Consider the following 24,296-nt stretch of genomic DNA (forward strand, 5'->3'; position numbering starts at 1 on the left):
CCGTCTGGAAAGAGGAGTCGCCATGCGCGTTCTATTCATGTGTACCGCCAATAGCTGTCGCAGCATTCTGTCCGAAGCGATGTTCAATCATCTCGCACCGCAAGGTTTCCAGGCGATCAGCGCCGGCAGCTTCCCCAAAGGGCAGGTTCTGCCGCGCAGCCTGACCACGTTGCAAGAGGCCGGGATTGCGATCGACGGGTTAAGCAGCAAAGGCAACGACGCCTTCGAGGCCAACCCGCCGGACATTGTCATCACCGTCTGCGACAAGGCCGCCGGTGAGGCCTGCCCGGTCTACTTCGGGCCGGCCCTCAAGGCCCATTGGGGATTGGAGGATCCATCCGAGGTGAAGGGCGATGAGACGGTCGTCGCCGCTGCATTCCACTCGACGCTTGCACGCATCGAAACACGCTGCCGGGCGTTCCTCGCCCTGCCCTTCGCCCAACTTGACCGCGATGCTCTGAAGCGCGAACTCGACCGCATCAGCACGCTGTAACCGGAGCCCCCATGACCAACCCACTGCCTAATCTCGACGCGTCATTGATTCAGCCCATTGCCAGTGACGACGGCCAACACAAGCCACGAATCCTGCTGCTGTACGGGTCGACCCGCGCACGGTCATTCAGTCGGCTGCTGGTCGAAGAAGCAGCCCGTCTGCTCGAACACTTCGGTGCAGAGACGCGGATCTTCAATCCATCAGGACTACCGCTACCGGATGACGCACCCGGCGATCACCCGAAAGTTCAGGAACTGCTTGAGCTGATGCAATGGTCTGAAGGACAGGTCTGGTGCTCACCCGAGCGCCACGGCGCCATGTCTGCCGTATTCAAGGCGCAGATTGACTGGGTGCCGTTAGCCCTGGGCGCCGTTCGCCCGACCCAAGGGAAAACGCTCGCCGTCATGCAGGTCAGCGGCGGTTCCCAATCCTTTAACGTGGTGAATCAGCTTCGCGTGCTGGGACGCTGGATGCGGATGTTCACGATCCCTAATCAATCGTCCGTGCCGAAGGCTTTTCTGGAGTTTGACGAAGGCAACCGCATGAAACCGTCCTCGCTGTATGACCGGGTGGTCGACGTCATGGAAGAACTGGTGAAGTTCACGTTGCTGCTGCGCGAGCGCCCGGATCTGGTTGACCGCTACTCCGAACGCAAAGAGTCAGCGCTAGAACTGACTCAGCGTGTTAATCAACGCTCGATTTGAAAGTTTGGTAACTAAACGAAGTAATGATTTAAAACGTTATAACCCGTTGCGACACCGGAGCACGGGTTAACAACCGTCGGTCTGTAAAACCCCCGCCAGAAAACCTGCGAAAACTTCGTGATCTAGTCTGACTGCACGTTCGGCAGGAGATTTCTCATGTCATTGGCTGAAGAACGAAAACCTCAGCGCCGCAAGGAAACCCGGCTGTTTCTCTTTCTTGTCGTCTGCCTCTTTCCGCTGCTGTCGGTCGCTTTCGTCGGCGGTTACGGTTTTATCGTCTGGTTTTTCCAGATGCTGTACGGCCCACCGGGACCACCCAACTAACTAATAGCCTTTTCTGAAAGCCTATTGGAGCCAGCGCATGGACGAAGCTCTGCACATTGCCAGTCTTGTCGTACTTGCCCGACCTGAATTGTTCGACGCCGTTAAAGCCAACCTGCGTCTGTTGGACGGCCTGGAACTGCATCAGGAAAGTGCGGCGGGAAAACTGGTGGTGGTCCTTGAAGCTGTACACGAAAGTCAGATCCTTCAACGCATCGAACAGATCAACAACTTGCCCGGCGTACTTAACGCGGCGTTGATCTATCACGAACTCCTCGAACCCGAAGGAGATATCGAATGAGCATGTCGCGCCGCGAATTCGTCAAAGCCCAGGCCGCCGCCATTGCAGCCGCCGCTGCTGGCCTGCCGATTATTACCGATGCCAGCAATCTGGTGACCGAAGCGGACATGGTCACCCTGGACTGGAACAAGGCGCCCTGCCGTTTCTGCGGCACCGGGTGCAGCGTGATGGTCGCGACCAAGGACAACCGGGTGGTCGCCACCCACGGCGACGTCAAGGCAGAGGTCAACCGCGGACTGAACTGCGTGAAGGGCTATTTCCTTTCGAAGATCATGTACGGCGTTGATCGCCTGACCCAACCGCTTTTGCGCATGACGAATGGCCAGTACGACAAGCAAGGCGAATTCCAGCCGATCAGTTGGGAGAAAGCCTTCGACATCATGGAACTGAAATTCAAGGCGGCCTTGAAGAGCAAAGGTCCCGGCTCGGTCGGCATGTTCGGCTCCGGGCAATGGACCGTGTGGGAAGGCTATGCCGCCAACAAGCTGATGAAGGCAGGCTTTCGCAGCAACAACATCGACCCCAACGCCCGCCATTGCATGGCCTCGGCGGTGATGGGTTTTATGCGTACCTTTGGCATGGATGAGCCGATGGGATGCTACGACGACATCGAAGCCACCGACGCTTTCGTGCTCTGGGGCTCGAACATGGCCGAGATGCACCCGGTGCTCTGGGGCCGGGTCACCGACCGCCGCCTGAGCCAGCCTCACGTGAAAGTGGCCGTGCTGTCGACCTTCGAACATCGCAGTTTCGAGCTGGCCGACATCCCCATGGTGTTCAAGCCGCAAACCGACCTGATGATCCTTAACTACATCGCCAACCACATCATTGAAAGCGGCGCGGTGAACCAGGATTTCATTACTAAACACACCCGATTTGCCCAAGGTGCCGACGACATCGGATACGGCCTGCGCCCCGACGACCCTCGGGAAATGAAGGCAAAAAATGCCGGCAAGGCCAACACCTGGACCGACATTTCCTTCGAACAATACGCAGCGTTCGTCAAACCCTACACGCTGGAACGAACTGCCAAGGAGACGGGCGTTCCGGCTGAAAGGCTCAAGGCTTTGGCCGAGTTGTATGCCGACCCCAAGCGCAAGGTCGTGTCGTTCTGGACCATGGGTTTCAACCAGCACACTCGCGGCGTCTGGGCCAACAACCTGATCTACAACATCCATCTGCTTACCGGCAAAATCAGCGAGCCGGGCAACAGCCCTTTCTCACTCACCGGCCAGCCGTCGGCCTGTGGTACGGCGCGCGAAGTCGGGACCTTCTCCCACCGTTTGCCCGCCGATCTGGTGGTGACCAACCCCAAGCACCGCGCCATCGCCGAAAAAATCTGGAAGCTGCCCGCCGGCACCATTCAGGAGAAGCCTGGTTTTCACGCGGTGGAACAGAGTCGCATGCTCAAGGACGGCGTGCTCAACGTTTACTGGACCCAGGCCAGCAACAACATGCACGCCGGGCCGAACATCATGCAGGAAGTTCTGCCGGGCTGGCGCAACCCGGAAAATTTCGTGATTGTCTCGGATGTCTACCCTACCGTTTCCGCGCAAGCCGCCGACCTGATCCTGCCCAGCGCCATGTGGGTGGAAAAGGAAGGTGCCTTCGGCAACGCCGAGCGGCGTACGCAGTTCTGGCATCAATTGGTGACCGCGCCGGGGGACGCCAAGTCGGACCTGTGGCAGTTGCTGGAGTTTTCCAAGCGCTTCACCACCGATGAAACCTGGCCCGCCGAGTTACTGGCCAAATCTCCTGAGCACAAGGGCAAAACCCTGTTTGAAGTGCTTTACAAGAATGGCCAGGTTGACCAGTTCCCCGTCGAGCAAATGGAAGCCGGATATAAAAATGATGAAGCCAAAGCGTTTGGCTTCTACCTGCAAAAAGGTTTGTTCGAGGAGTACGCCCAGTTCGGTCGCGGCCACGGGCATGACCTTGCCACGTTCGACCGCTACCACAGCGAACGGGGACTGCGCTGGCCGGTGGTGGACGGCAAGGAAACCCGCTGGCGTTACCGCGAAGGGCTGGACCCTTATGTGGAGAAAGGCAGCGAGGTGCAGTTCTACGGCTACCCGGACAAGAAGGCGATCATCTTCGCCCTCCCCTACGAGCCGCCGGCCGAAGCCCCGGATGCCGATTACCCGTTCTGGCTGAGCACCGGGCGCGTCCTCGAACACTGGCACACCGGCACCATGACCCAACGCGTCGAGGAACTGTACAAAGCGGTGCCGGACGCATTGGTCTACATGCACCCCGAAGATGCCAAGGCCTTGAAGGCGCGGCGTGGCAGTGAAGTGAAGTTGATCAGCCGACGCGGTGAGATTCGTGCGCGCATCGAGACCCGCGGGCGTAACAAGCCGCCTCAAGGACTGGTGTTCGTGCCGTTTTTCGATGCCAACAAGCTGATCAACAAAGTCACGCTCGATGCCACCGACCCGATCTCCAAGCAGACCGACTACAAAAAATGCGCGATACGAATCGAGTTGATCAGCGTGGCCTGAGGAGAACCGTCATGCCTTTGCGAATCCTGCCGTTGCTCCTGCTCGCTGCGATTGGCGTGGTGATGGCTGCAGAAGTCAATTACCCCCTCGATGCACCGGGGCCGGATGGGCGCCGGCCCGGTGGCACCTTGACCCAGAGCATGCCGGCCCCGCCCATTGCCAATGAAGAAAACAAGGACCTGAAGCGCGAACGCAATTACCCGGACCAGCCTCCCACCATCCCTCATACCATCCTCGGTTATCAGATCGACAAAAACGGCAACAAGTGCCTGTCCTGTCACAGCCGTGCCAACAGCGCACGGACCCAGGCGACGATGATCAGCATCACCCACTACATGGACCGCGACGGCCAGGCGCTGGCGGCGGTGTCACCGCGCCGGTACTTCTGTAACCAATGCCACGTGTCGCAAACAGAAGTGCTGCCCCTGGTGGGCAACAGCTTCGAAACGATCGACAAGATATTGCAAGACGACGCCAACGCCGCGCAGAAACCCTGAGGAGGCAACATGAAAGCACTGTTCGCCCTGCTTAAGGATTACTGGGGCATTCTGCGTCGTCCGAGCCTCTACTACAGCCTGGGCTTTCTGACACTGGGGGGCTTTATCGCCGGGATCATTTTCTGGGGTGGCTTCAACACCGCGCTGGAGCTGAGCAATACCGAAAAATTCTGCATCTCCTGTCATGAGATGCGTGACAACGTTTTCGTCGAACTCAAGGACACGATCCACTACACCAACCGATCCGGCGTGCGCGCCAGTTGCCCGGACTGCCACGTCCCCCACGAATGGACCCACAAGATCGCGCGCAAGATGCAGGCTTCAAAAGAGGTGTGGGGCAAGATTTTCGGCACCATCGATACGCGCGACAAATTTCTCATGCTACGGCGCGAGCTGGCCGAACATGAATGGGCAAGGCTCAAGGCCAACGACTCTCGCGAATGCCGTAATTGCCACAACTTCGAGTTCATGGATTTTACCCGCCAGAGCAAGCGCGCTTCTGCCATGCACTCAACTTCTCTGGCCAACGGTGAGGCCACCTGTATCGACTGCCACAAGGGCATCGCTCACAAGCTGCCCGATATGAGCGGAGTGAAAGGCTGGTAAGGATTTTTCGATCCGCCCGCACTTATCCCATCCTTTTATCCAACCAACAACGCCGGTCACCGACATGCCCGCCCCTGAATCCACTCTCCTCGACAGCTGGCACCACAACGCCCAATCCTGGATCGACGCCATCCGCACCGGCGCCATCGAAAGCCGCCTCAAGGTCACCGACCAGGCAATCCTGCTGGCGGTGCTGGGCCGTCAGCCCGAGCGCGTGCTCGACCTGGGCTGCGGCGAGGGCTGGCTGTTGCGCGTGCTGGCTGAACGGGGCATCAAGGCGGTCGGTGTGGATGGCGATGCGACGCTGGTCGAGGCGGCGCGGGCGGCGGGCTCTTCGCCGGTGCATCTGGCGAGCTATGAAGCGTTGGTGGAAGCGAAGGTGGACATCGGCCGCGACTACAACCTGATCTGCGCCAACTTCGCCCTGCTGCACCAGGACATCATCCCGCTGCTCGCCGCCATGAACGCCTTGCTCGCCCCTGGCGGCGCGCTGGTGATCCAGACGCTGCATCCATGGACCGCAGCAGCGGGCGACTATCAGGATGGTTGGCGGGAAGAGACCTTCACTGGATTCAAGGGACAGTGGCAACCCATGCCGTGGTATTTCCGCTCCTTGTCCAGTTGGTTCAATGCACTGGACATGGCCGGTTTTCAGCTGGCCGTCCTGCAGGAACCGCAGCACCCGCAAAGTCCTGTGCCGCAGTCATTGCTGTTGGTAGCCGAGCAGCGGGGTTCGCGACTCTTCAGTAACTCCCTTCCCGCACCCACCGCCTGACCTCAGCCTGTATGGCATAAGCCGGCGCCTCCACGGCATTGAAATCCTGTGTATACCGCTGGGCAAATCCTTCTACCCCCCATTCCTGATATTGCTGCACATGCTTTAATTCGTGAGCCCAGAGCGCGATGTCCTGTTCTGCGGCTTGAGCGTCCCGGAAAAGGATGATGTCGATCAGCGTCACGGCACCGACATCGGGGTTTTGCAGCATGGCCGTGGCGGCGCTGAATTGGCCGTTGTCGCTGACTTTGTAGCGCGCGGCATCGAGGACGCCGGGGTCATACCAGCGCAGCAGTTGTTCCCGGATGTGCGGTGGAATGGGTTGGATGTCGGCGGTGGCTGCTTGGGCGCGGGCTTGGGTCAGCCACATCGCCAAGGCAGGTGCCGCGATCTGGTAGATGCCATCAGGCACTGGCAGGCAGATGCAGCCGTCCAGACACACTTGTGTCTCGCCCTCTGGGCAGGCGTTGGTCTGGGCAGGCACTTCAAGAGTCAGGCAAAGAACCAACAGCGCCACCAGGCGCGTGGTGATGGGCGACATTGGGCGCTCCAGGGACGGACGCAGCGCAAACAGTGGGTCACCATTGATCGGCAATCCGCATGGCTTTAGCGTAGTCCCGAACCAAGCGCCCCAGCGTTAATCCACGACGAACAACTTGGCACCGGTGGTGCTGAAAGATCGATGCCCTTCAGCGTTGCTGCCCACCTGATAGCTCATCCCGGCGGTGAGCGTGAACTGACGACCATCCTCCAGCTCCGTGTGCAACTCGCCTTCCAGGCACAACAGGATATGACCTCTCCAGCACCAGTGATCGGCCAGATATCCGGGACTGTATTCAACCATCCGCACACGCGTTGAACCAAACTGGCAGGTTCGCCAATAGGCGGTACCCGTCTGTCCAGCGTACTGAACAGGTTCGACAGTCGACCAATCGGTCGTACCAAAGGGAACCGCCGTTAGATCCATCGTTGCCTCATCAATGAAGGAGTGTCTGTGGACCGTAACCATCCAGCACTACTTTCGATAGACACAGATGCCCCGCATTTATGAGATACAGGCGACCCACTCAAGCATGATAGTCAGAGGCAGCTTTCGGCTGTGGATTCAACCGGTCTTGAACACCGGCGCCATGTCCTCATTCACAAACTGAATATGCGCCGCGCGCCCTCGCGCCTCATCCCGTCTCCCCCTCCCAAGTAGTCCGAAACTCCCACCCCGCTTGGGAGTTTCGGCCGATGCGCAATCACTGGCGCTTATCCATAGTAGCGATCAAAGGTCAACGGTCAGACCTAGGTGACCGCAACTGCCCAGGTAAACGTCATGACTATTCAAGAACAAGATTTGCTGCTGACGAGCGCTCTGAGCGTCGTGGCGACCGGCGAGGACGTTTCGCTGGACGAAACGGCCGGGTTGCAGAACCTCACCGCCACGCCAAGCCCTGCGGGAGACGCTGACGACAACGACATTCTGGTGACCTCCCTGCCCTCGACCTTCGCTACCCGTTTGACTGCACTGGGTGCCGGTACCGCAACGGGTGCAGCGTTGAGTGGCTATACCGGTGCCGTGGGCAACACGGGCAGCAATGCGTTCACCGTCACCGCTGCCCCCGGAGCCAGCATTACCAATATCAGCTTCGTCGACAGCGCTGGTGCACCGCTCAATGGCCTGGACAGTGGACTGGACACCCTCGATGGCACCAGCATCTTTCTCTATACGGATGCGAACAACGACAACATCGTTCTGGGCCGAGCCGGTGGCTCGACCGGCGCGATCGTGTTCGCTGCCTATATCGAAGAAACCGGATCGCCGGTTTCGGGCGGCAAGATCTGGACCGTGGAGTATCAACCGCTCAAGCATCCAGTTACGACGAATCCCGATGATTCGCTCAATCTGCAGGACAAGGTTTTCGTCGGAGTCAGTCAGGACCTGGAATTCAATCTGGCCAATGCGCCTTCCGGTCAGAACCTCTTTCTGATGTTCACGACGGCGAACCCGACAGTTGTCGACGACGGTGGTGTATTGCGGATCACGAATCCCACCATCATCGCCACCGGCAAGGAGCCGGCGAATCAGTCCGGGCTTGACCCCATCGACACGAAAGACGACATCAATATAACGACTGGCGATACGATCAATACCAGCCAGGCCGGTGGCCCGACCACCTTCGGCACCAACAGCCAGATGATTACGGAACAGGAAGGCATCCGCTTTTCGTTCGTCACGGGTGCCAGGCAGGATATGACCATTCCCAACCTGGATCAGAACGAAGCAGATGTTGAATCCAACATCGACTTTACCGGCGTTTTCAATGCGAAGTCGGCCAATTTCGACATCGTGCAGTTGCAAAGCGGCAAGAGTGCTGTCGTAAAAATCAGTGCATTCAACACCGCTGTTGAATCTGGTGCGAGTTTCATCGACGGCTATGCGAATGATTCGACGGTTGCCATCTCCAATGTTCGCGTCATCAACATCAGCACCGGGCAGGTGATCGAGAATTCAAACGGATCGGCGGATGATCCGGCCATTACCATCAGCTTTTCTGGTGGGGTTGCAACCATCACCGGCGTTAAAGCCGGCTACCAGATTGAATACACCACAACGACGGATCACAACCGCGTACTCATCGAGAACGGGGCAGCCCTCGACGCCAAGGGTAATAACCACGCCGACTTTGATATCGGTGGTTTCACGCTGGTCCAGGCCTCTGTCTCGACCGCCGAAATCGGCTCCAAGATGATCTTCGACGATGACGGCCCGAGCGCGGACGTGGTCGATGGCGGCGGCGCAGTGACCATCGACGAGACGGCCGGCAACCAGGATAACGACAGCGACTTGGCGGCGGTTCTGGCGCTGTTCGACACGGAAGTGGTGAACAAGGGCACGGACTTGAATCCAACGGAGTTCGCGATCAGCACCACGCCTTTGGCCACCACGACGCTCAGCAGCTTTGGCCAGGATGTGGCGGGTGGGACGAAAGTGCTGTCGCTGGCGATTGTGGGCGGCGACGGCACCGACTCGCTGCTCGACACCACTGATGGCAAGAACATCATTCTGTTCAAGGAAGGCGATCTGATTGTCGGCCGCTATGACGTCGCCAACGGCCCGGTCACGGTCGCCGATCCGGCGGCGTTCGCGATTGCGCTGCAGCAGGACGGCAACGTAGCGGTCGCGCAGTATGTCTCGCTCACGCACCCCATCGCCGGCAGCACGGCGGCGGCCTATGACGACCGGATCGATCTGACCGGCCTGATCAACGCGGTGGTGACGGTGACCGACGGCGACGGCGACACCAGCACCGACAGCGTGGGCATCGGCGACGACATCAACTTCGACGACGACGGGCCGAGCGCGGACGTGGCCGATGGCGGCGGCGCAGTGACAATCGACGAGACAGCCGGCAACCAGGATAACGACAGCGACTTGGCGGCGGTTCTGGCGCTGTTCGACACGGAAGTGGTGAACAAGGGCACGGACTTGAATCCAGCGGAGTTCGCGATCAGCACCACGCCTTTGGCCACCACGACGCTCAGCAGCTTTGGCCAGGACCAGGAAGGTGCGACGAAAGTGCTGTCGCTGGCGATTGTGGGCGGCGACGGCACCGACTCGCTGCTCGATACCACTGATGGCAAGAACATCATTCTGTTCAAGGAAGGCGATCTGATTGTCGGCCGCTATGACGTGGCCAACGGCCCGGTCACGGTCGGCGATCCGGCGGCGTTCGCGATTGCGCTGCAGCAGGACGGCAACGTGGCGGTCGCGCAGTATGTCTCGCTCACGCACCCCATCGCCGGCAGCACGGCGGCGGCCTATGACGACCGGATCGATCTGACCGGCCTGATCAACGCGGTGGTGACGGTGACCGACGGCGACGGCGACACCAGCACCGACAGCGTGGGCATCGGCGACGACATCAACTTCGACGACGACGGACCGGCGGTGTCAGCCAACAACACGGTGCTGCTCGACGACGATGCGCTCACCGGTGGCAATGCTGGCGGCACGGGCGACGATGCAGACTCGGCTAACACAAGCGGCACTCTGGGCCACGACTTTGGTCAGGACGGGGCCGGCACAGTGGCCTATCTGACCAGCGGAGCACCCGCAGGCTTCACCTATGTGGCCGATAGCACCAGTCTGCTGGTCAAGCAGGGCACGACCACGGTGCTGACGCTGACGATGGTCGCGGCAACGGGCGCCTACACGGTGGTGCAAAACAACCCGATCCTCCATGTGGCGGGCCTGACCGAGAACAACCAGGCATTCACCATCAACTACCGGGTGACCGATGGTGATGGCGATACGGCCGATGGCACGCTGGGGATCAACGTCGATGACGACACCCCGGTCGTAACGGCCAAGTCGAATCTGGTCTACGCGAACTCCAGCAACGGGACGTCCTTGACGGATGAAGGTGGAACGGGCGTCTACGCTTACTCGATTGGCGCAGACACGCATGTGGCACCTTACAGTGCGACGAACTCCGACTTCCTGTCCGTGGCCCTCACGGGTGTCACGGTGGGTACGAACCCCATCACCAACAAATTGGTGACGTGGGCCTCGGAGACTGATAGCCAGGCGGTGTTCAACGTGGGTTTCACCTACGTGTCCAACAATCCGGCGCAGGGAGCGACCACCAACGCCACCGGCACGCTGACCTTTGACAAGGTGGCTGACACCTATACCTTGCTGCTGGATCATGAGATTGAGAGCTTCAGCATCCTGAACACCTCGACGCCTGGTAACCCGCTCCAGGGCTATGCGCTCAACTCGGCCACGACCGTGGGATCGAACCCTCCGGTCTCGGTGATGACGCTTGCCAGCAACTTCTTTGTGCAGTTCGAGGGATTCGGCGTGAATAACGGGACGCCCCAAACCTTCGCTTACGACACCACCACAGGTTTGTTCTCGAATGATCGACGGTATGTCACGGTCTCATCGGATTCGATTGGCGCTGCCAGCGACACGCTCCAATCGGACGAGGTGATTGATCTGGACTTCTACAAAACAAATCCCCAGGGGTTCACCGCTTCTAGCGCGGACAGGGCCACGAGCAAGGCGATCTTTCTCGAGTTCACACAGGCGGGCATTGGCGCCGGCAAAGACATGCTGGTGGTATTGAAGCTGGTTGATGACAATGACCCCACTCATACAATCAATCGGACCTTCATTGTTGGAAACTCAGCCGGTAATGACGACGTTCTCAATGACAGTGTGCCCACCTACGGATTCGTGGCTCAGGCACAAAACGGCATCGTGGTCTTCGAGAGCAATGACTACAACTTCACCGGAGAACACTACTCGATCCAGGGCGCGCAAGTGGTGACATCGACCCAAAACACAACCGGAACCGGGTATCAGCTCAATGGGGCCATCGACAATCCCGCGACTCCGGGGGTTGAGGGTGCAACACCCAATGCCCAGATAGCGTTCGGCGGCGCCACGACTGAGGGGAATAACGAACCCATCAAGATCGTCAACATCGGCTTCGTGTCCACGACGACACCGGACGCCCACCTGACCTTCGATGTGGCGGTAGCGGATGCCGACGGTGATGCGACGGTTACGCAAACCCTGGACGTGACGATTGTTGGCGACCACCACGTGACGGCCTCAACGGGTGCGGACACATTCGTGATCGCCGACACCGACGTCGACGGGCTGCTCTCCATAGGCTTGACTGTCATCGATGGCGGCTTTGCCACCGGCAGTGACTCGCTCAACTTCACGGTGCCGGGCTCGGTGGCGAACTACACCGAAGTGCTGGCACCGGTCACCAACCTGGCGGCATTCACAGCCGCCGCCGATATCGCGCTGGACGGCACGAAGAACTACTACTTTGGCGTCGTTGGAGGCGACGGCTACCTGGCATTTGACGCCGACGGCAACGGTATCACCACCATCATCCAGTTGGTCGGTGTGACCGACATCGCAAGCACTGACATTGTCTGAATGCCGCTGTAGGCACACGGCCTGGCTCCCGCAAGGGGGCCAGGCCGTTTTCATTGGGCTGCTTATTCCTGAGCCAACGAGGCCAGACGAGCGTCCCGGGCTCAAGGGGCGAAGCCTTTGACGCCAGGCACACCCACGCCGCAAAACAGCATCTGGCGCTGCAGCACATCAAAACTATTGGTTCAGGGTGTTTTGGGTTGGGCAGATGCTATTGCCGGGCTTGCCGGGCACAGGAACGGGTTTGTCCCCTGCCCGATGACGGCGTGCGCCGTGCCGTGGCGCGCATCAATCAGTCCGATTGCGCCCAAGTGGACTCGGGCGGTTCTTCGTTGTTGGTGAGCCCGTGCTTCTGCGCGTACATCAGCAAGTCGATGCGGTTGATCAGATTAAGCTTTTGATAGATGTTGCTGAGGTGGTTGTGCACGGTGTGCTCGCTAATGCCCAGGCGCCCGGCGATGCACATGTATTTGGCGGACGGATCCCCCACGATGGCGCGAATCAGTTCCCTCTCACGCAGCGTCAGCCGCGCCTGTTTAGCCTGCTCCAAATTGCGTTTCAAGGGTATATGCCCGGTCGCGGCATAGCCGGAAAGCCCAACGGCCCAGGATCTATTCAGTCCGATGTCGCGATGGTGGACCGTGACGATGGCGCGGATGATCGATTCCGTGGGGTCTTCCGCCAGCACGATGCCGCGTGCACCCGCTTCTATCGCCTGGGCAACGGGGACGGTTTCGTACAGGCCCTTGAGTACCAGCACTTTCATTTCGGCGCTGCGGGCGAGTCCCGCCACGACCGCCAGCGGGTCCAGCGCATCTGGAAAGAAACTGAAAAAAATGACATCGGGACGCAACTGATCGGCAAGATCCAGCGCATTGGTATAGGTGGTGGCCTGGCCACTCACCTCCATCCGAGGCTTCCTCGCATTGATCAAATCGTGAAGGCCCCTGAGAACGAGGGGACGACAATCGATCAGCATCACGCGTATTGGTTTTATGTGGGTCGTCATTACTTTCCTGACTCCCTTTGAAGATGAACGATGGCCTCCACCCACTGACCCTCCTGGATCAGCAGATTGCTCATCTGGCCAAGCGATTGAAGGACCGATGCGAGTGCCGACTGGCCTTGACGGTGCCCGCCCGGGTATTCGGCCCTGGGGACACGAGTCCACCAGTTGCACCGGCAGGGTTGCGGTTGCGGCCCCTTCCAAAAGCCGGGTAAAGCCATCGAGACAACATAAATAGGAATAACCATCAATAGCTTGCGCATGATGATGTGCTCCCACGAGCCGCTCAACTGAGTCTAGGCCAGCCCGGCGCGTTGCCAGCCCGCCCAACCGCCAGTCGTCGATTCAAGCCTCATGCGGGTAGCCCGGCCGATACTCCCAAGAGGTCTTCAACCCTAGAAAATCAGGGTCTTAGGCTCGCAGGGGCGTCCTGCGACCAAAGTCTGCTTCCGATCAAAATCGTCAATTAACCGACGAATGGCGCACGCACAAGCACAGCAGTAACACTGACGTCAATTTGCCGGCTAAATCTGCCTCGCCGAGTCCCCCACGAGCCAGACCTAGGCGAAATCACCTGGCCGCTCCCTTCCTGTGGGTTAGCAATAGCAACTGGCGCCCGCCAGCGCGTATGCGTCCGGCAACGTCATGGATTCGTGTGCTGGAACATGGTGAGAGGGACATGCATCGAAAAACCAACCGGCAGCGTCCAGTCGGGACGGGGACAAAGTCGGTATTGCCTGAAGGATCAGGGGGACACAACGCCTTGACTGGAACTGTCGGGGCTTAACCAGGTATTAACGTTTTCGACACTCTCGGCAGGCGGCTTTCCCGCCCAGCGATTGAGCGTGAAGACATTGGTGACGAAGTCGTATTGCGTCTTGAGCAGGTCACGACGAGCCCGGAATTCGTTGCGTACGCTGGTCAGTACATCGACGGCATTGACCATTCCGTAACTGAGTGCTTTCTCTGCCGCCACTCTGGACAGCTGTGCCGAGGCCAGGGCATTGCGGCTCGCACTGATCTTCTCTGCGCTCGAGTTGGCGGTCAGGTAAGCGCTGGTGATCTCCTTGACCACCCGGCGCTGGACCGATTCCAGTTGCTGCTCGGCGGTAATCTGATCCTGGTAGAGCCCACGCACCCGCGCCGAGGTTGATCCGCCGCTGTACAGCGGCACTTGCACGCCAATACCGGCGACATAACTGTCGGTGCGCGGCGCCTGGGTATTGTTGTAGCCCTCGTTAGTCTGCTGCGCGCTCAGCGTAAGGCTCAGGGTCGGATAGTGCCCGCCCTTGCCGCTGCGCAACGCAGCGCCCGCCGCTTCGACGCCGCTTTCGTTGGCCTTGAGTGCCGGGTTTTGCGCTACACCCTCGCGCACCCAGGTTTCAAGACTCTGCGCCGACACCCGTAATTGCACATCATCGCGAATCCGGTTGAGCTTCTCCTTGACCGGCCGGCCGACGATCTCCGCCAGTGCCTCGCGACTGATACTGGCCTGGTTCCGGGCATCCAGTTCCTGCGCCGCCAGCAAATCTACCCGGGCCTTGAGGTCGAGCTGATCAGTAACCATTGCCAACTGCTTTGCGTACAACGCATTGACTCTGTCCAGACTCTTTTGCGTGGTTTGACGCTCCGCTTTCACCAACTCCAATTCATCCTCGGCCGCCAACGCGGCGAAGTAACGCTGCGCCAAGTCCACTGTGGCCTCGGCCTGCGCTTCCAACGCTTCCGATTCGTTCTGCTTGGCCTGGCTTTTGAATTTTTGGTAGTTCTCCCACGCGGCCTTGTTGTAGAGGTACTGACGCAGCACCAGGCTGTAGTTTTCGCTATCGTAACTGCGCTGCACCAACTCGTTCTCCTGATGAATCCGATTCGTCCCTGCATTGAGCGAGACTTGCGGCAACAGCGCTCCGAAGGCCTCGCGCTGATGCTCCTGGCCCGCCTTCGCTCGCGCATACGAGGCCAATATGCGCGGGTCTTCCAGCCGGGCCTCGCGATACAGCTGCATCAGATCGGTGGAAAATGTCGAGGCACTGACCCCGGTCGGCGTCGGCGCAGAGGTTTGCGCCCAAGCAATATCGGTGCCCAGTACCAGCATGAGCAGACCACCGGGCAACACTGCAGGCACTCGCACGATCATTCCTCGATCATCGATTGAGCGATGGCATTGCGGGCCGGCTGCATCAGGTATTGCAACAGCGTGCGTTGCCCCGTGATGATCAACACATCCGCGGGCATCCCCGGCAGTAATTTGCGTTCACCCAAGGTGCGCACACCGGCTTCGGTGACCCGGACCCGGGCCAGGTAATAGGCAGTCCCGGTCTTTTCGTTGATCAGCCGGTCCGCCGAGACACTGCTGACTTCGCCTTCGATCACCGGCGTGGTCGCACTATTGAACGCGCCAAAACGGATATCGGCACGCTTGCCGATGGCGATGCGATCGATATCGACCGGCGCCACCTGGGCCTCTATGACCAGTTCTGAAACCGAGGGAACAATGTCCAGCAGCGGTGTCGCCGGGCGCACGACGCCCCCAATCGTATGCACCGTCATACCAATCACCATACCGGCATCGGGTGCGCGGATGACGATGTGGTTGAGCCGGTCCTCCAAGGAGGAAGCTTTCTCTTGCAGGTCATAAATTTTGGTCTGAACCTCGGCCAATTGTTTGACGACGTCGGCATTAAAGTCTTTATCGATTTGTAGCATCTGCAACTGTGTTTCATTGATCTGCAGGCGAGTCTTGGTAATGGTGGAACGGTGGTCGACCATTTCGGTCCTGAGCATTTCCAGCTTGCGCTGTTGGTCAAGCAGACGTTGTTTGTCAACGAACCCTTGCGACAGCAGGTCGGTCAACTCAACTATTTCCCCACTGTAGGATTTATCCAGATGGCCCTTGGCACCGATCATCGCCCCCATCCCCTTGATCTGTTGATTCAACTGACCCATGCGCTCTTGCAGCACCGATATCTGGCCCAACCGTGATCCCCGTCGCGCGTTGAATACCTGGGTTTCGCCCTGGCGCGCTTCAGCACCTCGCAGACTATCGGGACCGGTCATCCTGCCAAAGTCAATCACCGACAGATTGTCCCGCTCAGCCCGAAGCCTTGCCTCCATGGCTCTAGCGGCAGCGAGCTGACTTCGGGTCATCTCGTATTCGAATCGCAACTGGGCATCATCGAGAATAATCACCGGGTCATCACGCTTGACGATGTCACCGTCATGGGCCAACACCTCTTTGACGATGCCACCTTCGAGGTGTTGTACCGTTTTTCGGTACGCCTGCACGGTGACCACGCCAGGCGCGTAAGCCGCGCCATCGAGCGGCGCGATTGCCGCCCAGGTACCAAACACGCCGAAAGTCGCCAATACAATGCCAAAACCCAGGCGACGTATTTTTCGATCGGATACCGCCAGGTCGGCGAAACTATCTATTTGACGACTGAGAATCGTATGGTCCATCGACATCGCCCTTGCTGGTAGCGACCGAAGCCATGCTGGTGCCTGCTTGCATGGCGTGCTTTTGTACCTGCTGTTGCTGCGCGTTGAGTTCGGCCAGCACTTGCTCGCGTGGCCCAAAGAGGCTGATAACCCCACCGTTCACCACCATGAGCCGATCAAGTTGGGACACGATGTTGGTTCGATGGGTAATTACAAAAAGGGTTGCACCTGTCAGCTTGAGCTGCTGAATGGCCATCGCCAGGGCGCGATCACCGACTTCATCGAGATTGGAATTGGGCTCGTCGAGAATAATCAGCCGCGGGTTGCCATACAGGGCGCGGGCCAGGCCAATGCGTTGGCGCTGCCCTCCCGACAGCATGACGCCATCGCTGCCAATGACGGTGTCATAGCCATCGGGTAACAGCAGAATCATTTCGTGAACGCCAGCCATCCTGGCCGCCAGAACGACTTTCTCGGAGTCGACCTCGGCGAAGCGGGCAATGTTCTCGCTGATGCTGCCTTCGAACAATTCAATGTCCTGGGGCAAGTAACCTATATACGGCCCAAGCTCATGTTTGTCCCACGCGCTGATGTCCGCACCATCGAGCCGGACCACGCCATGCTGCGGTGCCCATACCCCCATCAGTGCCCTGGCCAGAGTGGACTTGCCCGCGGCACTTGGACCGATGATTCCGACAACGCAGCCGGCAGGTACGCTGAAACTTATGTTTTTGATGATCGGGGTGTTCGAGCCAGGTGCCGTAGATACTAAATTCTCCACCTGCACATGCCCCTTAGGCGCAGGCAATGACATACGTTCGGGCTGAGCCTGTTGTTTGTCGAGGATGTCCTTGAGACGGCGGTACTGCGAGCGGGCCGCAATAAAGCCCCTCCAGCTGCCGATGATCAGATCGATGGGGGCCAATGCGCGCCCTAGCAGCACCGACCCGGCAAACACCAGGCCTGCCCCCACCTGATGGTCCACGGCCAGGTATGCCCCCAGACCGAGGATCAGTGATTGCACCAGGATCCGGAAGGTCCTGGAAAGCGTGCTGATGATGGCACCTCTATCGCTCGCCTGGGCCTGCAGCAACAGGACATTTCTTTGGCGACGCCCCCAACGGTCCATCAGGGTTTCAAGCATGCCCATGGACTCGATGACTTCAGCGTTGCGCAGATTTTTCGTGGTGTAGAGCGTCGCGCCAATATGCTCCTTGTTAGCCTGAGCAAGTGTCGGCCCCGTCAGCCTTTCATTGATAAACGCGAACAATAACAACAACAGCGCACTGCCCGTCGCCACCCAGCCAAACCAGGGGTGAAACATGAACATCACAGCGATATAGATAGGCAACCAGGGCGCATCGAAAAAGGCGAACAATCCATTACCGGAGAGAAACTGCCTCAAGCCCGTCAAGTCGTTGAGCGACTGGGCCGAGGCATCCATGCCGCCACTGTCCAGCGCCCGTTTGAAACTGGCCTTATAGACCTGGCGACTCAGCAACACATCCAGCCGGGTACTGACCCGAACCATGATGCGCGAACGAACCCATTCCAGGGAGCCGAGCGTGACCACCAGCCCGGTCATGATCAGCGTCAGCATTGCCAGGGTCGTCATACTTCCGCTAGTGATCACTCGCCCATACACCTGAAGCATATAGAAGGTAGGAACGAGCATTAGCGCGTTGATGAAAAAGCTGAAAAAGCCAACAGAAATAAGGCTGTCTCTACAGGCTTTCAAAGCATTTTTCAGACTGTTTTCAGGTTCGTTTCGCATTGAAGCTCCTGCACGAGAAGCCATCTTTTGTGGAGCTTAGATCACGCCGAACGACTGTGTGCAGCAATTGGCCGGATCGCCTCGGGCAATGAGCATTACCTCTACAACCCGGCGGTGAAGCGCGCGCAAGGTACCAGCGACTTCGTAGTCAAGATGCTTTAGGACGCGTGCTGTCGCCGCCAAAGCGGGCTGGCGAGATGTATCTGGTGCAAGGTTACCTGGCCAGCGCCGCGTTCATCGTGCGCCCTCCTTCGCTTATGACAATCCGATTGTTGGAACCGACAGCTTGTACTTCGTCGACCAGGCGTGTGGGTGGTGGAGGCTCAGGTGAGGGCGGCCAAGTGCCACTCCTTTGCCAAGCGCTGTCACCGCTTAACGTGCACATTAGGTGCGACAGGCCCAAACGATTTAGCCAATCTGTTGCGTCAACCGGTTGAATCCACAGTCGATTGCTGCCCTTCGCCACAGACGGCAATCGGCAATCGGCCCAGAAACGGACATCGAGATAGCAAACTTCAAAGGGGCCGAACACTGAGACCGTTGGCTAACTAAGTAGCGGCCCCCTAGAACTTTTCCCTATTTATCTGTCTATGTGGATAGGCACATCCGGTCGATAAGCGCGAACCCGCAGGCTTCCCGCAGCCAGATGGCCACACGTCCGATTGTCAATCAGAGGTTGTCTTCGCTCATGAAATTCCATGACCCACGGATGCTGCTCATCGGCCTGTTCGCGTTCGCGGCAGTGGGCTCGGCATCAGCAACACAGATGAAGACCTCAACCCCTGATTTCGCAACTGAAGTCACAGCCGTTCAGGCTCCTGTCCAGGCCGCCGGCAACCCTTGGCCGACCTTGGCCAGTATAGCCGGCAAGCAGCCAGGGCCGTTGCTTGCCCATGACGACCGATACTGGCATGACGACCGTTGGCACGATCGTAGAGACGATTGGCGCCGAGACGACTGGCGTAGAGATCAGTGGCGTAGAGAGCAAGCCCGCCGAGAAGCTGAACGTCGTGATTGGGAGCGCCACCACGATCGGGGCATGCGGCACCGCTACGAGGACGATCGCCGCTACTATCGTCGCTAGTGCGAAGCCACGGGATTATCCGCCTGCAACACCTGCGACTTAACCGGCCAGAAGGACACTCAGAAACTCAACCGCGTACCAGGTAGGCTCCTGACGGAACTCGATGTCGCAGCTTCTTGCACTTGCCGGGTGCGGGCTGATGCCCGGGCGGGCGATCAGGAAACCAGATTCGGCATTTACCCGGTGGCGGCCAATGGCCGCGGGGGATCTCAACCTCATCGTACGCGGGCTCTGGCTCGACGAAAGCCACTGGCAATTCTCCTTCAGGCAGTGGCCTGCCAGCCGTCGGCGAATCCGATACGGTCTCTGCGTTTGCGCTAACGAAGTTGCCAGCGTTGGATTGTTCAGCAGCGGCCATTTCTGCTTCGCGGCGCCTTTTGGCCTCTTCTTCGAGCCCCTTCTGTACGGCGACCAGGTCCTCTTTGGCGTTGGGTGAGGTATTCGAAGCCTTGGCCTGCTGCGCCGCCTGGATCAATTGGAAGTTGCGGTTGCGTAACTCGACGTTAGGACCAACCCGCATGTTCGAGCGCGCCGCCAACGTTTCAGCCTGCTGGTACTCCCCCTGCTGAAGACGCAACACACCAAGGTAATGCAGCGTCGCGGGATTGTTCGGCTGGATATGCAGGGCACGCTCCAGCGTGGCAGCGGCTTGGTCCAACTGACCATTTTCATACTGCCGCGAGGCAGTTTCGATTAGCGTGGTTGATGCGCTGTTACTTTGCGAGGGCGCTCTTCGCTCGGCAGCAACCGAGCAAAGCGACGCGACGGCGCAGAACGCCAGGAGGAGACCCGGCAGAAAATTCTTGGTTGGCATCAGGGGGCGAACTCGGATGATCTCGGACGGCACTGCCGTAAAACAGGCCACCAGCGCTGCTCGGCATCGCCGATACAGGGCCCCTGTTGACCTGGTCAGTACCCTGAAGTTCCCGCTGCAACGACCACCCCACCCTGTCGATTCACGACTCGCCGTCAACAAGTCTCACTCTGTGGCAGTCAGACGGTCCAAGTTTTTGACCGCTTGATGAGCGAACATCAATCGGCATCAGGGGCTGACCGGACTTGTTGTCTATCAGCACAGAACGCGTCTCCTGCGGCTTGAACAGAAAACGTTCGCCCCACTGCCGCATGCTGACCACAACCGGAAAGATCTCCCGTCCTTTGTCCGTAAGGACGTACTCCTTGTAGGCGCTTCCATCTGACGCCGGTCGAACGTCGAATACCCCGACTTCGACCAACGATTTCAGTCGCGATGCCAGAATATTTTTGGCCACGCCCAAGCTCTTTTGAAATTCACTAAACCGGCGAATGTCATCAAAAGCGTCGCGGATGATCATGAGCGACCAGCGATCCCCAATTGCCTCCAGTGTCCTTGCTACCGGGCATTCGCTGCGTTGCGGTGAAGCGTCTTCGATCATCTTATTTGACCTTCCGGAATGTGGATTTGCCAAGTCTGTCCACCAGCTCGGTGCAATGTGGTTGCAATTTGAAACCTGATACAGCAACAATTGAATCTAGTCCTTAATTGAAACCAGTTTAACGCCAGGGAGGTGTACATGACAGCAGATGCCGACTCAGCCACCAAACGGTTCTCCAGGCAGCCTTCAGGATTGCTGCATTCGGATACCGGAGAAAACAGCAGGACCGACCGGTCTCCGGGGCTTTCCCCGTCGCTCACGTTATTGTTTTCTGTCACCTGCGCACTTGCAGTAGCCAACGTTTACTTCGCGCAACCGTTACTCGATTCAATGGCTCAGAGCTTGGGTGTGGCCTCATCAATGATCGGAGTTGTCGTGACTGCTACTCAGGTTGGTTACGCGTTGGGGTTGCTGTTCATCGTTCCACTGGGCGATTTGGTAAACCGTAAACGGCTGATTTTGACTCAAGTGATGCTGTCTGCGGTTGCACTCGCGGCGGTCGGCGCAGCACAGCAATGGCTGGCCCTGTTGGGTGCCATGATCGTGATGGGCTTACTGGCAGTGGTTGTTCAAGTACTTGTGGCATACGCCGCCGTGTTGGCAACGCCATCACAACGGGGGCAGGCAGTGGGAACCGTAACCAGCGGAATTGTCCTGGGCATTCTTCTGGCGCGGTTTACCTCTGGCCTGATTGCGGACATCGCGGGCTGGCGCGCCGTTTACTTCGTGTCCTCAGGACTTATGCTGACCATCGCGGCGGTGCTGTGGAAAGTGGTTCCTGTCACGGCGCCGCCACGGCACCAAGACTCCTACCTGTCGCTCATAAAGTCGCTCTTCAAACTGTTCATCACCGAACGCACTTTACGCGCCAGGGGCCTTCTGGCCTTACTGATCTTTGCCGATTTTTCCGTGCTGTGGACATCCATGGTGCTGCCGTTGAGCGCCCCGCCGCTGTCGCTTTCACACACGGCCATCGGCATGTTTGGCCTGGCCGGCGTCGCCGGTGCCCTTGCTGCCAGAAGAGCCGGTCGCTGGGCCGATCAAGGCCTGGGACAACGAGTTACCGGCATTTCGCTGGGGCTCCTGACGCTTTCCTGGTTGCCCATCACGTTTGCCGAGACGTCCTTGATCGCGCTGGTCTGCGGAGTGGTCTTGCTCGACTTTGCGGTGCAAGCAGTACACGTCACCAACCAGAGCCTCATTTTTGCCGCACGACCCGACGCCCAAAGTCGCATGGTCGGCGCATACATGTGCTTCTACTCGGTCGGTAGCGCGGTGGGAGCCGCAGCCGCGACCCAGGTTTACGCGCTTTGGGGCTGGATAGCAGTAAGCCTGCTGGGCGCCTTGATCAGCGCTACTGCCTTGGTTCTGTGGTTTCTCACGTTTCATTTTTCAACGACCCATCAAGGAAGATCAGCATGAAAGCCAAACACCTCCTACTCGCCATCTCGATGACTGCCATATGGGGCGTGAATTTCTCGGTTATCAAACTGGGGCTCACCACCGTTGACCCATTCATTCTTGCCGGCATTCGCTTCACGCTATGCGCGCTCCCGGCGATCTTTTTCATTCCGAAACCTGATGTGCAGTGGCGCTACATCATTGGTTACGGCCTGGTCTTCGGTATCGGACTTTGGGGCGTCGTTAACCTTGGCATCAAGTCTGGTCTTTCCGCAGGCATCGCTTCGCTGGTGCTTCAGTTCAGCGCGTTTTTCACCATTCTGTTGGGCTCATGGATATTCAAGGAAAGCATTTCCCGCTTTCAGTACGCGGGCATGGGTCTCGCTCTGTGTGGTTTGTTGAGCATCGTCTCCATCGTTGATGGGACAGTAACGATGGCCGGGCTAATCCTGGTGCTGCTGGGAGCGGTCGCCTGGAGTGCGGCCAACGTGATCAACAAAAAAGCCAGGACCACGCAGGTCTTCGCTTTCCTGGTGTGGTCGAGCGCGTTTTCACCCATCCCACTTTTCGCGCTTGATTACGCTGTTAACGGCTCGACTGGGTACAGCGCATTGGTGAATCAACTCGACTACCGCGCCGTCCTGTCGATCCTGTTCCAGGTATACCCCAATACACTGTTCGGCTACTGGGTGTGGAACTCACTTCTGAAACGATATCCCGTGTCTACCGTTGCGCCATTGTCGTTGTTGGTGCCGGTATTCGGTCTGCTCGGTTCAGTCATGATTTTCAATGAGACCCTGTCACTTAACAAAATCGTTGCAGTCGTTTTCATCGTGTCGGGTCTTGGCGTCGGTTTATATGGACAGCGCGTCCTCAGTGCGGTGCTCAAGCGATCTGACCGATGCCCATCGTGATGTAACAGCACGAGCTGGAGACCTTCTGAACACTGCTGAAGCCCGGGGTGGCTTTCGTGCTCAAGCTTGAGCAAGAAGACACCATAGATTCAGTCGATATGGATGACTGGCTAAGGGGTCGATGGTTGTCCTTCGCGACAAGCAACTATCGGCCAAGAGCGATCGTTGGTGACGGGGGCTACGAGCTCGGCTGTCGGTGCCGGGCATAGAGTATTGAACCACCCAGTCCCGACGTTCCTCTAGTTTGCAGTTCAAACGTATCCGGATACCCCTTGATCAACTCACTGAGCTTTTTATAACCATGGGTGCGAGGGTCGAACTCAGGTCTCAATTTGCTGATGTTGGTGCCCAGCGCACCCAAGTGAGCCCAGCCGTCCTCATCGGCAATGTCATCCAAGATCTTTGCGATAAAACTTACTGGTGCCTTGGGTAGCTTTTTTACTTCGGGCGTACTGGCGACTTTGACGACCTCGATTTCGGCGGGTGGCTCAGGTTCGGGTCGACCATGTCCATTGCTTGCAGCAACAAGCACTTCACCGCGCAGCAATTCGGTATAGATGAACTTGTCACAGGCCGACACGAACGGTCTCGGGGTTTTTTCTTCACCAAACCCGTAGACCGTCAAACCTTCTTCTCGTATCCGCGAAGCGAGGCGGGTGAAGTCACTGTCGCTCGAAACCAGGCAGAAACCGTCGAAGCGTCGGGTGTACAGCAGGTCCATTGCGTCGATGATCAAGGCACTGTCTGTTGCGTTCTTACCTTTGGTGTACGCGAACTGTTGGATAGGCTGAATCGAATGGTCGAGTAGCACCTTTTTCCATCCACCCAACTGAGGGCCAGTCCAGTCGCCATAGATCCGCTTGACGTTGGCGACGCCGTACTTGGCGATTTCTTCGAATAAACCTTCGACAATTGCTGCGGGAGCATTGTCGGCGTCGATTAACACTGCCAAGTGTTTTTGCGTGGGAGTGGGTGCGTGGATGGCCATGGGTCGTCCTTGAGTTGAAGACTTCAACATACCGTTAAATCACGGATGAACAAAGGGATCACCGCTTCGCGCTAAAGAGCGTGTTTTGCCAACGGCTACGGGTTTGCGGTGATGTGCAAAGCGGAACCGAT

Annotated in this window: 21 protein-coding genes and 1 pseudogene; 13 read left to right on the forward strand and 9 right to left on the reverse strand. The window is 58.4% G+C overall.

Features of this window, described 5'->3' with window-relative positions; genetic code table 11:
- The first annotated feature begins 22 nt into the window (after positions 1 to 22).
- From ACSQ87_RS21005 to ACSQ87_RS21040, 8 genes are all read left to right on the forward strand, one after another.
- The gene (locus ACSQ87_RS21005) at positions 23 to 493 is read left to right on the forward strand and encodes an arsenate reductase ArsC (RefSeq protein WP_008154752.1); all 471 of its coding nucleotides are present in this window, start codon (positions 23 to 25) and stop codon (positions 491 to 493) included.
- Between the two features lie 11 nt (positions 494 to 504).
- Entirely contained in the window at positions 505 to 1,197 is a 693-nt protein-coding gene (gene arsH / locus ACSQ87_RS21010; RefSeq protein WP_436274304.1) for an arsenical resistance protein ArsH, read from the forward strand.
- A 156-nt stretch (positions 1,198 to 1,353) separates the two neighbouring features.
- On the forward strand, positions 1,354 to 1,521 hold the full coding sequence (gene napE, locus ACSQ87_RS21015) for a periplasmic nitrate reductase, NapE protein (protein WP_223430521.1): 168 nt from the start codon (positions 1,354 to 1,356) through the stop codon (positions 1,519 to 1,521).
- Between the two features lie 37 nt (positions 1,522 to 1,558).
- Positions 1,559 to 1,819: a chaperone NapD gene (locus ACSQ87_RS21020; protein WP_033059994.1), complete on the forward strand. Its 261-nt coding sequence runs from the start codon at positions 1,559 to 1,561 to the stop codon at positions 1,817 to 1,819.
- The gene (gene napA, locus ACSQ87_RS21025) at positions 1,816 to 4,320 is read left to right on the forward strand and encodes a nitrate reductase catalytic subunit NapA (protein ID WP_436274305.1); all 2,505 of its coding nucleotides are present in this window, start codon (positions 1,816 to 1,818) and stop codon (positions 4,318 to 4,320) included. The genes ACSQ87_RS21020 and napA overlap by 4 nt, the downstream gene beginning before the upstream one ends.
- An 11-nt stretch (positions 4,321 to 4,331) precedes the next feature.
- Positions 4,332 to 4,817, forward strand: coding sequence for a nitrate reductase cytochrome c-type subunit (locus ACSQ87_RS21030; RefSeq protein ID WP_223430524.1), 486 nt, complete (start codon positions 4,332 to 4,334; stop codon positions 4,815 to 4,817).
- 9 nt (positions 4,818 to 4,826) lie between these two features.
- On the forward strand, positions 4,827 to 5,423 hold the full coding sequence (locus ACSQ87_RS21035) for a cytochrome c3 family protein (protein WP_223430525.1): 597 nt from the start codon (positions 4,827 to 4,829) through the stop codon (positions 5,421 to 5,423).
- A gap of 64 nt (positions 5,424 to 5,487) precedes the next feature.
- Positions 5,488 to 6,198, forward strand: coding sequence for a class I SAM-dependent methyltransferase (locus ACSQ87_RS21040; protein WP_436274306.1), 711 nt, complete (start codon positions 5,488 to 5,490; stop codon positions 6,196 to 6,198).
- Here the strand turns inward: ACSQ87_RS21040 and ACSQ87_RS21045 are convergent.
- Together ACSQ87_RS21045 and ACSQ87_RS21050 are read right to left on the reverse strand one after the other, a co-directional pair.
- Positions 6,167 to 6,739 carry an eCIS core domain-containing protein gene (locus tag ACSQ87_RS21045; protein ID WP_436274307.1) on the reverse strand — a complete coding sequence of 191 codons (573 nt, stop codon included), beginning with the start codon at positions 6,737 to 6,739 and terminating at the stop codon, positions 6,167 to 6,169. The two genes, ACSQ87_RS21040 and ACSQ87_RS21045, sit on opposite strands and share 32 nt — an antisense overlap.
- 96 nt (positions 6,740 to 6,835) lie before the next feature.
- Complete coding sequence (locus ACSQ87_RS21050; protein ID WP_056744797.1) at positions 6,836 to 7,165, reverse strand: DHCW motif cupin fold protein; 330 nt, start codon at positions 7,163 to 7,165, stop codon at positions 6,836 to 6,838.
- 354 nt (positions 7,166 to 7,519) lie between these two features.
- Between ACSQ87_RS21050 and ACSQ87_RS21055 the strand changes: the two genes are divergently transcribed.
- On the forward strand, positions 7,520 to 12,148 hold the full coding sequence (locus tag ACSQ87_RS21055; protein WP_436274308.1) for a beta strand repeat-containing protein: 4,629 nt from the start codon (positions 7,520 to 7,522) through the stop codon (positions 12,146 to 12,148).
- A gap of 289 nt (positions 12,149 to 12,437) precedes the next feature.
- On the opposite strand, the gene ACSQ87_RS21060 is transcribed toward ACSQ87_RS21055, so the two are convergent.
- The 4 genes from ACSQ87_RS21060 to ACSQ87_RS21075 all read right to left on the reverse strand — a co-directional run bounded on the left by ACSQ87_RS21060 (position 12,438) and on the right by ACSQ87_RS21075 (position 18,363).
- Positions 12,438 to 13,154 carry a response regulator transcription factor gene (locus tag ACSQ87_RS21060; RefSeq protein ID WP_223430530.1) on the reverse strand — a complete coding sequence of 239 codons (717 nt, stop codon included), beginning with the start codon at positions 13,152 to 13,154 and terminating at the stop codon, positions 12,438 to 12,440.
- Positions 13,155 to 13,896: 742 nt separating this feature from the next.
- The gene (locus ACSQ87_RS21065) at positions 13,897 to 15,282 is read right to left on the reverse strand and encodes a TolC family outer membrane protein (protein WP_411741489.1); all 1,386 of its coding nucleotides are present in this window, start codon (positions 15,280 to 15,282) and stop codon (positions 13,897 to 13,899) included.
- A gap of 2 nt (positions 15,283 to 15,284) precedes the next feature.
- Complete coding sequence (locus ACSQ87_RS21070; protein ID WP_436274309.1) at positions 15,285 to 16,610, reverse strand: HlyD family type I secretion periplasmic adaptor subunit; 1,326 nt, start codon at positions 16,608 to 16,610, stop codon at positions 15,285 to 15,287.
- Positions 16,576 to 18,363 (reverse strand): type I secretion system permease/ATPase, encoded by a 1,788-nt coding sequence (locus ACSQ87_RS21075; RefSeq protein ID WP_436274310.1) that lies wholly within the window; start codon positions 18,361 to 18,363, stop codon positions 16,576 to 16,578. Before ACSQ87_RS21075 ends, ACSQ87_RS21070 begins: the two co-directional genes overlap by 35 nt.
- A gap of 259 nt (positions 18,364 to 18,622) precedes the next feature.
- Between ACSQ87_RS21075 and ACSQ87_RS21080 the strand changes: the two are divergent.
- Positions 18,623 to 18,694, forward strand: a pseudogene (locus ACSQ87_RS21080) (hypothetical protein); the annotation flags it as partial.
- Between the two features lie 357 nt (positions 18,695 to 19,051).
- Positions 19,052 to 19,447, forward strand: coding sequence for a hypothetical protein (locus tag ACSQ87_RS21085; RefSeq protein ID WP_223430533.1), 396 nt, complete (start codon positions 19,052 to 19,054; stop codon positions 19,445 to 19,447).
- Positions 19,448 to 19,514: 67 nt separating this feature from the next.
- Here the strand turns inward: ACSQ87_RS21085 and ACSQ87_RS21090 are convergent, their stop codons facing one another.
- Complete coding sequence (locus ACSQ87_RS21090; RefSeq protein ID WP_436274311.1) at positions 19,515 to 20,261, reverse strand: tetratricopeptide repeat protein; 747 nt, start codon at positions 20,259 to 20,261, stop codon at positions 19,515 to 19,517.
- Between the two features lie 142 nt (positions 20,262 to 20,403).
- Positions 20,404 to 20,862 (reverse strand): winged helix-turn-helix transcriptional regulator, encoded by a 459-nt coding sequence (locus tag ACSQ87_RS21095; protein WP_436274312.1) that lies wholly within the window; start codon positions 20,860 to 20,862, stop codon positions 20,404 to 20,406.
- Between the two features lie 138 nt (positions 20,863 to 21,000).
- Here ACSQ87_RS21095 and ACSQ87_RS21100 point away from each other — a divergent pair, with 138 nt between their 5' ends.
- Entirely contained in the window at positions 21,001 to 22,284 is a 1,284-nt protein-coding gene (locus ACSQ87_RS21100; protein WP_436274313.1) for an MFS transporter, read from the forward strand.
- On the forward strand, positions 22,281 to 23,177 hold the full coding sequence (locus ACSQ87_RS21105; RefSeq protein ID WP_436274314.1) for an EamA family transporter: 897 nt from the start codon (positions 22,281 to 22,283) through the stop codon (positions 23,175 to 23,177). The genes ACSQ87_RS21100 and ACSQ87_RS21105 overlap by 4 nt, the downstream gene beginning before the upstream one ends.
- A gap of 178 nt (positions 23,178 to 23,355) precedes the next feature.
- Here the strand turns inward: ACSQ87_RS21105 and ACSQ87_RS21110 are convergent, their stop codons facing one another.
- A complete protein-coding gene (locus ACSQ87_RS21110; protein WP_436274315.1) occupies positions 23,356 to 24,165 on the reverse strand; it encodes an NYN domain-containing protein in 810 nt (269 codons plus the stop codon).
- Positions 24,166 to 24,296 lie beyond the last annotated feature (131 nt).

The organism is Pseudomonas sp. LjRoot277 (assembly GCF_964253845.1).
Taxonomy (GTDB): domain Bacteria; phylum Pseudomonadota; class Gammaproteobacteria; order Pseudomonadales; family Pseudomonadaceae; genus Aquipseudomonas.

Excerpts from the sequence above, each read along its gene's own strand:
- ACSQ87_RS21035 (WP_223430525.1), top strand. The coding sequence starts at position 4,827 with ATGAAAGCACTGTTCGCCCTGCTTAAGGATTACTGGGGCATTCTGCGT.
- ACSQ87_RS21020 (WP_033059994.1), top strand. The coding sequence starts at position 1,559 with ATGGACGAAGCTCTGCACATTGCCAGTCTTGTCGTACTTGCCCGACCT.
- ACSQ87_RS21050 (WP_056744797.1), bottom strand. The coding sequence starts at position 7,165 with ATGGATCTAACGGCGGTTCCCTTTGGTACGACCGATTGGTCGACTGTC.
- ACSQ87_RS21060 (WP_223430530.1), bottom strand. The coding sequence starts at position 13,154 with ATGACGACCCACATAAAACCAATACGCGTGATGCTGATCGATTGTCGT.
- ACSQ87_RS21040 (WP_436274306.1), top strand. The coding sequence starts at position 5,488 with ATGCCCGCCCCTGAATCCACTCTCCTCGACAGCTGGCACCACAACGCC.
- ACSQ87_RS21110 (WP_436274315.1), bottom strand. The coding sequence starts at position 24,165 with ATGGCCATCCACGCACCCACTCCCACGCAAAAACACTTGGCAGTGTTA.
- ACSQ87_RS21055 (WP_436274308.1), top strand. The coding sequence starts at position 7,520 with ATGACTATTCAAGAACAAGATTTGCTGCTGACGAGCGCTCTGAGCGTC.
- arsH (WP_436274304.1), top strand. The coding sequence starts at position 505 with ATGACCAACCCACTGCCTAATCTCGACGCGTCATTGATTCAGCCCATT.
- ACSQ87_RS21045 (WP_436274307.1), bottom strand. The coding sequence starts at position 6,739 with ATGTCGCCCATCACCACGCGCCTGGTGGCGCTGTTGGTTCTTTGCCTG.
- ACSQ87_RS21070 (WP_436274309.1), bottom strand. The coding sequence starts at position 16,610 with ATGGACCATACGATTCTCAGTCGTCAAATAGATAGTTTCGCCGACCTG.
- ACSQ87_RS21105 (WP_436274314.1), top strand. The coding sequence starts at position 22,281 with ATGAAAGCCAAACACCTCCTACTCGCCATCTCGATGACTGCCATATGG.
- napE (WP_223430521.1), top strand. The coding sequence starts at position 1,354 with ATGTCATTGGCTGAAGAACGAAAACCTCAGCGCCGCAAGGAAACCCGG.
- ACSQ87_RS21005 (WP_008154752.1), top strand. The coding sequence starts at position 23 with ATGCGCGTTCTATTCATGTGTACCGCCAATAGCTGTCGCAGCATTCTG.
- ACSQ87_RS21075 (WP_436274310.1), bottom strand. The coding sequence starts at position 18,363 with ATGCGAAACGAACCTGAAAACAGTCTGAAAAATGCTTTGAAAGCCTGT.
- ACSQ87_RS21085 (WP_223430533.1), top strand. The coding sequence starts at position 19,052 with ATGAAATTCCATGACCCACGGATGCTGCTCATCGGCCTGTTCGCGTTC.
- napA (WP_436274305.1), top strand. The coding sequence starts at position 1,816 with ATGAGCATGTCGCGCCGCGAATTCGTCAAAGCCCAGGCCGCCGCCATT.
- ACSQ87_RS21100 (WP_436274313.1), top strand. The coding sequence starts at position 21,001 with ATGACAGCAGATGCCGACTCAGCCACCAAACGGTTCTCCAGGCAGCCT.
- ACSQ87_RS21090 (WP_436274311.1), bottom strand. The coding sequence starts at position 20,261 with ATGCCAACCAAGAATTTTCTGCCGGGTCTCCTCCTGGCGTTCTGCGCC.
- ACSQ87_RS21095 (WP_436274312.1), bottom strand. The coding sequence starts at position 20,862 with ATGATCGAAGACGCTTCACCGCAACGCAGCGAATGCCCGGTAGCAAGG.
- ACSQ87_RS21030 (WP_223430524.1), top strand. The coding sequence starts at position 4,332 with ATGCCTTTGCGAATCCTGCCGTTGCTCCTGCTCGCTGCGATTGGCGTG.